This window comes from Peptoniphilus sp. (genome assembly GCF_034090345.1).
In the GTDB taxonomy this organism is placed as follows: Bacteria; Bacillota; Clostridia; order Tissierellales; family Peptoniphilaceae; genus Peptoniphilus.
In genome coordinates this window covers 23,778-35,964 of record NZ_JAXDSS010000023.1, presented here as the reverse complement: position 1 = coordinate 35,964, position 12,187 = coordinate 23,778, and the positions used below count along the sequence as shown (strand labels likewise).

Here is a 12,187-nt window from a genome sequence, read left to right as displayed (position 1 = left end):
AGCCGAAGTATACGTACTATCAAAAGAAGAAGGTGGAAGACACACACCATTCTTTAACGGATACAGACCACAATTCTACTTCAGAACAACAGACGTAACAGGAGACATCCAACTAGCAGACGGAGTAGAAATGGTAATGCCGGGAGACAACTCAACATTCACAGTAACACTAATCACACCAATCGCAATGGACGAAGGATTAAGATTCGCAATTCGTGAAGGTGGAAGAACAGTAGCATCAGGAGTTGTTTCTAAACTTATTGACTAATTTAACTTAAAAAAGATCTCGGACTATTTCGAGGTCTTTTTTGATGTTTAAAAGAAATTGAAAGTTATGATTTTTTAAATTGTATAATCTCATAATGATAGAAATTTATTTAATGTTCATGGTAGAATATATAGTAAGTTATGATAGGAGTGAGTTTATGGAATATAGAAAATTTGGAAGTAAATACATAATTAGAATGGACAAAGGCGAAGAAATAATTTCTAAACTTAAAGAATTTGTGATAAAGGAGCAAATAGATTTAGGATATATAACGGGACTTGGAGCAGTTACAGATGTTGAAATAGGTCTTTTTAATACATCTGAAAAGAAATACTATTCTAAAAAATTTAAAGAAGATTACGAAATTACAAGCTTACATGGAAATATCTCTACAATGAATGGAGAAACTTATCTACATCTTCACATGGCAATCTCTGATAAAGACCAAAATACATTTGGCGGTCATTTAAATAGCGCCACAATATGTGTAACAGGAGAACTTATAGTTGAAGTTTTATCTGGTAATATTGATAGAGAATTCTCTGAAGAGATAGGAATAAATGTTATAAAATTTTAATGAAAGTATAACTACTTAGGATGTCTTGTGAAAATGAGACATCCTATTTGTATATTTAAATCTAAAATTTTTAAATACAAATAGATCTTAGGTGCTTAATTTAATTAAAGTTATAAAAATATTGAATCTATCACAATTTAATAGTATGCTTGTATAGATTATTATTTTTATAATTTGAGAGGAGTAGTATGTCTGAAATAAAGAAGGCAAAGAAAAAAAGAAAAAAGAGACAGTGGCCTTTCGTAATTTTATTTACAATAGGATTTTTAGTTTTGTTGTATCCACAAGTTTCGAGAATATACTATCGCGTAGATTCAAGTCAACAAGTTGCAACATTTGATGCTGAAAAGGCGAAGTTGACATCTGATGAAGTAAAGAGAAGAATTGAACTTGCAAAAGCATTTAATTCGTCTTTAGTAAATATTAATTTAGAAGATCCTTATTCTGAAGACCAAAAAAATCAAGGTAGAGCAGAATATGCTAGAATGCTTGAAATACATGAGCAAATAGGCCATATACAAATACCGACTATTGATGTAGACATTCCTATATACGCAGGAACGGCAGAAGAAGTTTTACAAAAGGGAGCAGGGCATTTAGAAGGAACATCGCTTCCGGTCGGAGGGAATAGTACACATACTGTAATAACTGCACATTCAGGGTTGCCAACTGCAAAGTTGTTTACGGACCTTAGAAAAGTAAAAGAAGGCGACAGATTTTATGTACACAATTTAGGAGAGATTTTAGCTTATCAAGTAGACCAAATAAAAGTTATAGAACCGTCAAATTTTGAAGACTTATTGATAAGTGAAGGGCATGATTATGCAACTTTACTAACTTGTACGCCTATAATGATTAACACACATAGGTTGATAGTTCGTGGGCATCGAGTACCTTATGATCCGGCTATAGACAACAAGTTAATTGCTGAAAATCAAACAGCTTTTATGTATAAGTATTTATTCTTTGGACTTGGAATATATATTCTGATAATGATTTATTTGACATTACATTATAGAAAAAGAGTCAAAAAATATACTCGTGAAATAAATAAAATTTTTGTTTTGAACAATGAAAAGTTAGGAGTTGACTATGAAGAGAAAAAATAAAAAGCGTACTTGGCCTTTTGTAATCATGTTCATAGTTGGATTCTTAGTTTTGATGTATCCATTGGTTTCTCAATATTACTATAGAATAGAGGCAAATGAACAAATAGTAGAATTTGAAACAAAGAGACAAGATTTAGATTCAAATGAAATTTTGAGAAGAATAGAATTGGCAAGAGCATATAATGATACTCTTGACCCGTCAAGATTAGCCGACCCATACACTGACAGGGAAAAAGAAGGTATATCGGAGTATGCGAGAATGTTAGAAGTTGGAGAAAAGGTAGGTTATGTTGAAATTCCAAAAATAGACACTAACATACCGATATATGCAGGTACAAGTGAATCTATTTTACAAAAGGGTGCAGGACATTTAGAGGGGACATCACTTCCGATAGGAGGAGAGAGTACACATACTGTAATAACTGCGCATAGGGGTTTGCCAACAGCTGAATTGTTTAGGAACTTAAATAAACTAAAAGAGGGGGATGTATTTTATCTTCACAATATTGAAACGGTTCTTGCCTATGAAGTTGATCAAATTTTGACAGTTGAACCCTCAGATTTTGAACCTGTATTGGTACAAGATAAGAAAGATTATGCAACTCTTTTAACTTGTACACCATATATGATAAACAGCCATAGACTTTTGGTGAGAGGACATAGAATTCCTTATGTACCACCGGTTGATGATGGAGTGGCAGATTCATTAATTGTTAATATGAGCTATAGAGACTTGTTGATGTTTGAGATACCAGTAGCTATATTGACTACAGCTCTAGCATTATATTATAGAAGTGAAGTCGGAAAGAAGAGAAAGAAATTAGAAAGCCTTAAACAAGAATTGGGTGATTTAGATGACAAATAAAAAGAAAAATAGAAAAATATTGGGATATATTTTGATTCTACTGGGAATAGCAATACCTCTCTATGGATTTACTGGCATTTCAAAAAATATTTTTGTAAATAAAAGTGAATATAATTCATTTTCTAAAAAGGTAGTGTCTGATGAAGATAGACAACTACAAGAAAATAAAATAGAGGTTTATAACCAAAATTTGCAAGGAAAAGAGACTACAATAGTTGACCCTTTTGCAACGGATAAATTTAAGACAAAATATGAAATTTCAGAAGACCCGGATGAAATATTTGCCTATTTAAAAATTCCAAAGCTTGATTTAGTTCAACCAATAAGATTAGATGCATCTAATAAACACATGGCAGAAGGTGTGGCGCATGTAGATGGGACTTCACTACCAGTTGGCGGAGTGAACAACAGAAGTGTCATAGCAGGGCATAGAGGATACTACCAAAGTATAATGTTTTTGAATTTGGATGAGCTAACTGCAGGAGATAAGATATTTATCGAAAGAAATGGAGAGAGCTTAGAATATGAAGTGAAGGATAAAGAAATAATAAATCCTTCTGAATGGGAAAAGCTAATTCCGATTATGGGAAAAGATATGGTTACGTTGTTGACTTGTGACCCATTTTTGCCACCAAGACCACACAGATTACTCGTAAATTGTGAAAGAGTAGTGAGTGTACCGGAGAATCCAGAAGAAATTAAAGTAGAAAAGAATTCTCAAGCTAAGTTGATTAAATATGGCTCTTTGGGAATCACATTGTTTGGTTGGATATGGTTTGTATTTGTAGGTATAAAGTTCTTTAAGTTTTTAAAGAGAGTAAAATAAAAAAGTCCGCTAATGGTAAGCATCCTATACACTGTGTTGTACAGTATAGATGATTAAGTCATTAGCGGACTTTTTTATTATTTATTTTTTGTATAAGATACAGGAAGTAGTTTTTTCTCAACCCAACCAAGTAACACATCTGCAAGAATTGCCATAAGAGCTGTAGGAAGAGCTCCTGCTAAAATTATTGCCTGACCATGCGCAACATTTATGCCTCTTGTAATTATATCTCCAAGGCCACCGGCGCCAATGAAAGTACCAACGGCTGTGACACCTATTGCAACTACTAATGCATTTCTGATTCCACCCATTATTACAGAAATTGAAAGTGGAATTTCAACTTTGAATATACTTTGTATTCGAGTCATCCCCATTCCCTTTGCTGCATCCATAATTTCAGGTTTAATAGAGTTAATAGCTGTAACAGTATTTTTCAAAATAGGAAGCAGGGAATACAAGAACACAGCAAGTATAACAGTGTTTGAACCTATACCTAATCCAAGCATTAAAATTGCAAGTAGTGCAAGAGATGGTATAGTTTGCAAAACATTGGCAAACCCTATTACAACATCTGACAATTTATATCTTCTTGATATGAAAAAACCAAGAGGTATCGCAACAATAGCGGCAAATAAAACACCATAAATTGATATTAAAAAGTGTCTTATAAATTGCTCGACAACATACGACCCATTTATTGAATAATAGGTGAACATTTCTTTAATCATAATTTCACCTCATCTTTAAAATAATTATTTTCTTCTAAAAATTCTTTTGCGACAACTTGTGGCTCGATTAAATCTTCATCACTTCTCTTGTTCATATATTGCATTTGTTCACTAGAAATTTTGTCACTCAAAGTTTTTAATATAACATCTATCTCGGGATGCTTTTTAACTATTTCAGCACTTGCTACAGGAGAGCAATCATATGGAGGGAAGAGTTGTCTATCGTCTTCGAGAATTTGTAGACCATAGGAGTTTATTCTACCATCTGTTGAATATCCAAGCACTACGTCCATTTCTCCATTATTTATTGCCGAATAGACAAGAGCTATTTCCATTGGATATATGTTTTTAAATCCATAGCCATATTTTTCTTGGAATCCATCATATCCATCTCCTTGACGTTGTATCCAAGAAGAGTCTACTCCAACTTTTAAAGTATCTTTAAATTGTTCGAGTTCAGAAACTTTTGTAATGTTGTGTTCATTTGCAAATTCCTTTGTCACCATAAAAGCATAAGTATTTGAAAATCCATAAGAATCATACCAAATTCTATTAAATCGCTTTAGGTATTCTTCTTGAGATACTTTTAACGCTTCTGTTGGGTCCATTATGGCTCCTAAACCAAGCTCACCAGTGATAGAAGTACCTGTGTACATTCCTCCACTTAAATTCACGTCACCTTCGTTCATTGCAGTGTGTATTAGAGTTGTAGAACCAAGGTTATTTATTATTGTAACTTTTAAGTCGGTATATTCTTTAATCATCTCTGAAACAATTTGAGAAAGTATTTGTCTTTCGCTTGTATTTCCAGCTGCAATTACTATTTGTGTGTCAGTATTACCACCTAATCCCGGCATAGAACAAGCTGTTAGCAATAGACACAAGATAGTTAATATTAATTTCTTTTTCATTTTGCACCTCCTGATACCTTGTAAGGAGATAGCTTCTTTTCAACTTTTCCAAGAACAAAATCAGCAAAAAGAGCCATTATACTAACAGGTATAGTTCCCCACACAATCATTGGAGGAATATAGTTGTTAAGGCCGTTGAAGATAAAGTCTCCAAGACCGCCGGCTCCTATATAAGAAGCTAAGGTTGTCCAAGCTATTACATATACGGCACTAAGTCTTATTCCAGACATTATAACTGAGAGTGCAAGAGGTATTTTTACTTTAAAAAGTACCTGCTTTTCAGTCATTCCCATTCCTCTTGCAGCATCAATTGAATTTGCATCGACTGATACAATTCCAAGATAAGTGTTTCTCAAAATTGGAAGAAGAGAGTATATAAACAGTGCTATTATAGCAGGTAGCTTTCCAACTCCAATGATAGTAATAATGGAAAGAAGTGCAAAAGATGGTATGGTTTGTAAAACTGATGCAAAAGCCATCACAATTTTAGCTACAGCTCTATTTTTAGAAATTAAAATTCCGGTGGGAACTGCAAATAAGATACCTAGTAAAAGAGCGATACTTGCGATGAATAGATGTTCCAAAGATTTATAAAGAATTTCATTAGCATTGGACACAAAATAATTAATCATTTAAATTCACCTGTGCTTCCTCGGTAAGTTTTTTTAGTTTATCAGATGAAGAAGTATCAATAATATCTTCGACAATATCATCTTCACTCCATAAGTTTTCGTAAATTGTATCTACAATAGAAGCTCTTGTAACTATACCAACTAATCTTCGCTTAGAATCTACAACCGGAAGATTTTTAACTTTTAATTTGTATATTTGGTGAATAGCTTCTATAATTTTTGTGCTATTTAAAATAGGGTGAGATTTAGTTAAGATAGTTCTAAGTGGAACATTTCGCTTACCTATTTTAACTAGGTCAAATATTCCGATGTGCCCCAAGAGTACTCCGTCATCATCTGTTACAAATAATGTATCTACACGTTTGTTACGCATAAGTTTTATGGCTTCAAGAGTTGTGTTGTGTAAATTAGCATGTACCGGATTTTTGAGCATGATAGTTTCGACAGTATTGTAAGAAGTTTTAGCTTCATTTAATTTTTCTTCACCAAGCAGTTCTTTGACATATTCAGTCGCAGGATTTTTCAAAATATTTTCTGGAGAACCTATTTGAATTACATGGCCTTTGTCCATGATAACTATCTTGTCTGAAAGTTGAAGGGCTTCGTCCATGTCGTGAGTTACAAAAATTACTGTCTTTCCCATTTCTTTTTGAAGAGATTTTACAAGTTGTTGTAGAGAATTTCTTGTAATAGGGTCAAGTGCTCCAAATGGTTCGTCCATTAAGATTATATCTTGGTCAGCAGCTAGAGCCCTTATTACGCCTATTCTCTGTTGTTGCCCTCCAGATAATTCTGAAGGATATCTATCTAAGTATTCTTTAGGCAAGTCGACACGTTCTATAAGATTTTCAGCGATTGCTCTAAGTTTAGTTTCGTCCCATTTGAGTAGTCTTGGGACCATAACAATATTGTCAAAAATTGTCATGTGAGGCATTAATCCAATTTGTTGGATCACATAGCCTATTTTTTTTCTTAGCTCAACAGGGTTTTCTTGCTGGATATCCTTGTTGTCAATTAATATTGAGCCGTGAGTTGGTTCTGTCATTCTGTTAATCATACGCATACAAGTGGTCTTCCCTGATCCGGATGTACCTATGAAACACACAAATTCACCGTCTTCAATTTTGATGTTTACATCTTCACAGGCAACCTGATTGCCGGGATAAACCTTTGCTATTTCCTTAAATTCAATCATGTTTTCGCCTTTCTTTTTTAATAAATGATACTATTTATCTAATTAAGTGTACTATATAAAATAAATCTATACATTTTATATACCCATATATCATAAAAAGTATACTATATAGCATTGTTATCAAATTATGGAAAATTTGATTTAAATGTATTTAGTGATTTAATAAAATTAAATAATGGATATAATTATAAAAAGCGTATAAATTTCAAAGCATTTAAATGGAAAAACGCAAGTGATATAATTGTGCCGAGGTGAGAAAATGGCATTCATAGAAGTTAAAGACCTTTATAAAAAATATATAATGGGAGAAACTACAATTTTTGCCAATAATGGGATTAATTTTGAAATAGATAGGAATGAATTTGTGTTGATAGTCGGGCCATCAGGGGCAGGTAAGTCTACACTTCTCAATATTCTTGGGGGAATGGATAGTCCAACTTCGGGTATTGTAAGTATAGAAGGTAAAGACATTTCAAAATTAAACGATAGAGAACTTACAATGTATAGAAGAAATGATATGGGGTTTGTTTTTCAATTCTATAACTTAATTCCAAATTTAACAGTTAAAGAAAATGTAGAATTGGCAACTCAAATAGTAAAAGACACATTAAAGCCGGAAATAGTTTTGGAATCTTTGGGTCTTAAAGATAGAATGGATAACTTTCCATCACAATTATCAGGTGGGGAACAACAGAGGGTTTCAATAGCAAGAGCTTTGGCAAAAAAACCGAAATTATTATTATGTGACGAGCCAACTGGAGCACTTGACTATAAAACCGGTAAACAAGTTTTAAAAATCTTAAAAGACACAGCTAAGACAACGGACACAACTGTAATAGTAATAACACATAACAAGGCTGTTGCTCCTATAGCTGATAAAGTGATTGAAATTATGGATGCTAAAGTGAAATCAATAACAATAAATGAAAATCCAATGAATATTGATGAAATAGAATGGTAGTCTTATGAAAAATATAGAAAAAGATACTTTTAGAGAAATAAAAAATTCATTATCAAGATACATTTCCATACTTATAATTGTTGGGTTGGGTGTATTTGTGTTGGTTGGACTTACATCAACTGCCCCAACTATGAGAAGTAATGCACAGGACAAGATAAAAAAAGAAAATACGGAAGATATTTTGGTGAGCTCAGTCATAGGATTTGAAGATAGTGATTTAAAGGCTATTGAATCTCAAAAAGGAATTGAAGAACTTGAGTATGGATATGAAGTTCAACTGAAAGAAGACAGGACAGGAAAACTTGTGTCTCTTTTTAGTATGCCATATAAAATTGGAAAGCCTACTGTAGTTTTTGGCAGGAACATAAGAGATGACAAGGAAATTTTATTAGATGCAGAGTTGAAAAAAGAATTTAAATTAGGTGATATTTTAACTTTTAGAAAAGAATCCGGAATTTTTGACAAGAGTGATGAAAATAAACTTATAAGCTATGAGTACAAAGTCGTTGGTTTTGCAGAAAGTATGTCTTATATTTCAAATAGGAGCAGGGGGAATTCTCTTGAGGGGCTTGGAGAAATACATGGATTTGGCTATATATCTCCTGGAAATTTTAATACAAATATAAAATTTGCAAAGTTAATATATAGTGGAACACAGGGTATTGAAACATCATCTAAAAAATACAAAGAAATATTAAAACCACATATAAATAGTTTGAAAGTAGATTTTAATCTTAGACCCGAAGAAAGATATGATGCTTTAAAGGATGATTTAAAAAATAAAATATCTTCAGGGGAATCGGAGATTAAGGAAGCGGAAGATAAAATTAAAACTGGAGCAGAAGAACTTGAAGATGGAAAAGAAAAGTTGGCAAAGGGAAAAGCTGAACTTTCAGACGGAGAAAGTAAGTTGGGCAAGGAATCTAAAATTGGAAGAGATAAGTTAGATGAAGCAAAAGATAAGTTAGAAAAATCAGAACGTGAAATAAAAGAAAATGAAAAAAAGCTAAAAGATGGAAAAAATAAATTAGAAGCTTCTAAAACAGAACTTGAAGATGGTAATAGAAAGCTACAAGATGGGAAAGTAGAAATTGAAGAAGCTGCTAAAAAACTACAAGATGGTGAGATTGAGTACAACGACGGTGAAAAGAAATATGAAAGAGGCTCTGGAGAGTTAGATAGTTCTCGAAAAACTTTGGACCAAACTAAAAATCAATTAGAAGAAGGCCGTAGAAAACTTGATGAAGGACTTAAAAAAATAGAAAGTTCAAAGGCGGAGTTAGAATCCGGAGAACAAAAATACCAATTGGGATTGCAACAGTATCAGGATGGAGAGAAAAAATATTCAGAAGGACTTCAAAAAATAGCAACTGAACTTGGAACAAATGCCAATATAGATGAAGTGGATAGGAAGCTAACAGAAAATGAAAGCTATATAAAGTTAGTTGAAAAAGCATTGGCAGAGTACAGAAGAGTTGAAGAAGAACTTAAGTCCATAGAAGAAAGTATAAAGGAAAAAGAAAACCAAATAAAAACTTATGAGCAAGATTTAGAAAAATTGGAAGCTGAAAAGAACTCAATAGATTCTTCTAACCCAATATACGCAGAGTTAGAGAGTGAAATAATTAAAAAGAGAGCTCAGATAGACTCGCTGAAGATTGAAGTGCAAACTACAAGAGAAAGTTATAATGCCGCAATGGAATTAAAAAAACAATTTGAAAGTGAAATTTCAAAGTTGAGTATGAAATATGGCGGAGTAGATATTGTAAAAGAATATGATTCATTGCTTGCAAATCTTAAGTTAGCAAGAGCGGGCGTAGATAAATTAAAAGAAAGCAGAAGAGAATTAGACAGAGTTTCTGTTCAATTGGAAGAGTCAAAGAAGACTATAGAAATGGGCAAGAAACAGCTTGAAGAGGGAATAAAAACAGCTGAGGCCGGAGAAAGAGAGTACAGAGAAAATCTTTTAAAATTTAAAGATGGAGAAGCTAAGTATGAAGAAGGTAAGAGGGAATTAAATACAGCAAGGCAAAAATTAGATGCCGCAAAGCTTGAGATAGAGAGTGGAAAAGAAAAACTAAAATCTGCAAAATCACAATATGATGAAAATCTTTCTAAATATAACGACGGAAAGATAGAATATGAAAAGGGAAAGAGTGAATATGAATCCGGAGTTGAAAGGCTAAATGACGGAAAGAATGCATATAAAGAAGGCCTAGATAGTTATGAAAAAGCAGAAGATACTTATTTCTCTGAGGTAAATTCAGCAAGAGATAAACTTGAAAAGGCAAAGAGAAAACTCTATAAAAATGAAAAAGAGCTTATAAAAGGTCAAAAAGAATTTGAAAGTAAAAAACTGGAAGCTGATGAAGAAATACAAAATGGCAGGCGTGATTTAGAAGACGCAAAGAGAGTGATAAAAATTTTGAAAGTACCAAGATACAAAATAACTTCAAGATATTCAAATGCGTATCTAAATGCGTACTTAAAAGATGCTGAAAGTGTTGACACATTAAGCCTTGTTTTTCCAATATTTTTCTTTTTAATAGCAATGTTGGTTACATTTACAACTATGACCAGAATGGTTGAAGACAACAGAATCAATATAGGAACATATAAAGCCCTAGGGTATACAACTAGAGAAATTTCAAAAAAATATTTCAGATATGGAAGTAGCGCGGCCGTTATAGGCGGAACAATAGGAGCTATTGTAGGATCAACTTTGTTACCTAGAATAATAGGAAATGCCTACTCTACTACAACTATATTTGAAAATCATTTGAATTATTATTTCTATCCCGGAAGGGTGATTTTATCCATATTAGTTGGATTAATGTTCAGTGGTGTGGCAGCTCTGATATCAGTGAGAAAAACTTTAAAGGAAAATACAGCAAGTTTACTCAGAAAGAAGACACCAAGGGCCGGAAATAGAATTTTACTTGAAAAAATTCCGTTCATTTGGAATTGTATGAGCTTCTTATTTAAAGTTACAGCAAGAAATATTTTCAGATACAAGAAGCGTATGATTATGACAGTTATAGGCATAATGGGCTGCACTGCACTTCTAATTTTGGGATTTGGTATAGAAGGCTCTGTAAATGGAATAGGCAATAAACAATTCGATGAGATTATGAATTATGACCTATCTGTAACTTATGATGAACTTTTAGATGAAGATTCTTATGAAGAATACATCATTAGTAGAAATAAGAAAGAGTTTGAAAGAACTGGAGTAAACTTAGAACAATTTGAATTTGATTACAAAGATGTAATTGAAGATTTGACACTGATAAGTGTAAAATCTGACAAAGTAATAAAAGATTTTGTAGACTTAAGGGATAGAAAGAGTGGCGGGAAAATAGACATACCTGAAAATGGTGTGATAATAAGTGAGAAAGCGGCAAAATTAAAAGACTTAAAAATAGGAGACACCATAAAGATAACAAATAGTGAGGGGATATCTTTTGAAGTAGAAGTTTCTGACATAATGGAAATGTATATGGGTCATTACGCCGTAATGGGTGAGAATTATTACAAAAGAGTATTTAAAAAAGAATTAGAAAACAATACGGACCTCTATAAAATAGATAAAGATGTTGAGAGTATTAAAGATGAATTCCAAAACTATAAATCCGTTATATCAGTTGTGAATATGAATTCAGTACAAGAAATAATGGTTGAATATATGAATTCAATCAAAAAGGTTCAAGTGATTATAACAGTTGCATCAGCTCTTTTAGCTATGATAGTATTATACAATTTGACTAATATAAATATAGTTGAGAGGTTACGAGAGATTTCAACAATAAAAGTATTGGGGTTTTATTCGCATGAAACTACAGCATATATATATCGTGAAACAGGTTTGCTTACTGTGTTAGGTATAGTTTTTGGAGCGCTTGTGGGGAAATTACTTCACTACATTGTAATTAAGATAGTAGTCCCAAATGAGGCTATGTTGGACCCTGTATTGACATTAAAATCATACTTTGTTTCAATTTTTATAACTTTATTTGTGAATTTAGTCATAATGTTGATTTTCCATAATAAACTAAAGGGGATAAATATGGTAGAATCTTTAAAATCAAATGAATAATTATTATAACACGTGTTAT

At 32.5% G+C, this 12,187-nt stretch carries 10 protein-coding genes and 1 pseudogene; 7 read left to right on the top strand and 4 right to left on the bottom strand.

Annotation, left to right across the window (positions count from 1 at the left end):
* The 5 genes and pseudogenes from tuf to SOR77_RS02245 all read left to right on the top strand — a co-directional run.
* Positions 1 to 268, top strand: a pseudogene (gene tuf / locus SOR77_RS02265) (elongation factor Tu); the annotation flags it as partial.
* Positions 269 to 425: 157 nt separating this feature from the next.
* Complete coding sequence (locus SOR77_RS02260; RefSeq protein WP_320635579.1) at positions 426 to 845, top strand: PPC domain-containing DNA-binding protein; 420 nt, start codon at positions 426 to 428, stop codon at positions 843 to 845.
* Positions 846 to 1,033: 188 nt separating this feature from the next.
* A complete protein-coding gene (locus SOR77_RS02255; RefSeq protein WP_320635578.1) occupies positions 1,034 to 1,954 on the top strand; it encodes a class C sortase in 921 nt (306 codons plus the stop codon).
* A complete protein-coding gene (locus tag SOR77_RS02250; protein WP_320635577.1) occupies positions 1,938 to 2,819 on the top strand; it encodes a class C sortase in 882 nt (293 codons plus the stop codon). The genes SOR77_RS02255 and SOR77_RS02250 overlap by 17 nt, the downstream gene beginning before the upstream one ends.
* On the top strand, positions 2,809 to 3,645 hold the full coding sequence (locus SOR77_RS02245; protein ID WP_320635576.1) for a class C sortase: 837 nt from the start codon (positions 2,809 to 2,811) through the stop codon (positions 3,643 to 3,645). The genes SOR77_RS02250 and SOR77_RS02245 overlap by 11 nt, the downstream gene beginning before the upstream one ends.
* A 77-nt stretch (positions 3,646 to 3,722) precedes the next feature.
* Here the strand turns inward: SOR77_RS02245 and SOR77_RS02240 are convergent, their stop codons facing one another.
* From SOR77_RS02240 to SOR77_RS02225, 4 genes are read right to left on the bottom strand one after another with little or no spacing between them, the layout of a single operon-like run.
* On the bottom strand, positions 3,723 to 4,373 hold the full coding sequence (locus SOR77_RS02240) for an ABC transporter permease (protein WP_320635575.1): 651 nt from the start codon (positions 4,371 to 4,373) through the stop codon (positions 3,723 to 3,725).
* Positions 4,370 to 5,284: an osmoprotectant ABC transporter substrate-binding protein gene (locus SOR77_RS02235; protein WP_320635574.1), complete on the bottom strand. Its 915-nt coding sequence runs from the start codon at positions 5,282 to 5,284 to the stop codon at positions 4,370 to 4,372. Before SOR77_RS02235 ends, SOR77_RS02240 begins: the two co-directional genes overlap by 4 nt.
* Positions 5,281 to 5,916 carry an ABC transporter permease gene (locus SOR77_RS02230; protein ID WP_320635573.1) on the bottom strand — a complete coding sequence of 212 codons (636 nt, stop codon included), beginning with the start codon at positions 5,914 to 5,916 and terminating at the stop codon, positions 5,281 to 5,283. The genes SOR77_RS02235 and SOR77_RS02230 overlap by 4 nt, the downstream gene beginning before the upstream one ends.
* Positions 5,909 to 7,111: an ABC transporter ATP-binding protein gene (locus SOR77_RS02225; RefSeq protein ID WP_320635572.1), complete on the bottom strand. Its 1,203-nt coding sequence runs from the start codon at positions 7,109 to 7,111 to the stop codon at positions 5,909 to 5,911. Before SOR77_RS02225 ends, SOR77_RS02230 begins: the two co-directional genes overlap by 8 nt.
* Before the next feature lie 259 nt (positions 7,112 to 7,370).
* On the opposite strand from SOR77_RS02225, the gene SOR77_RS02220 reads away from it, so the two are divergent.
* The gene (locus tag SOR77_RS02220) at positions 7,371 to 8,072 is read left to right on the top strand and encodes an ABC transporter ATP-binding protein (protein ID WP_320635571.1); all 702 of its coding nucleotides are present in this window, start codon (positions 7,371 to 7,373) and stop codon (positions 8,070 to 8,072) included.
* 4 nt (positions 8,073 to 8,076) lie between these two features.
* Positions 8,077 to 12,168, top strand: a complete 4,092-nt coding sequence (locus SOR77_RS02215) for an FtsX-like permease family protein (protein ID WP_320635570.1) — start codon at positions 8,077 to 8,079, stop codon at positions 12,166 to 12,168.
* Positions 12,169 to 12,187 lie beyond the last annotated feature (19 nt).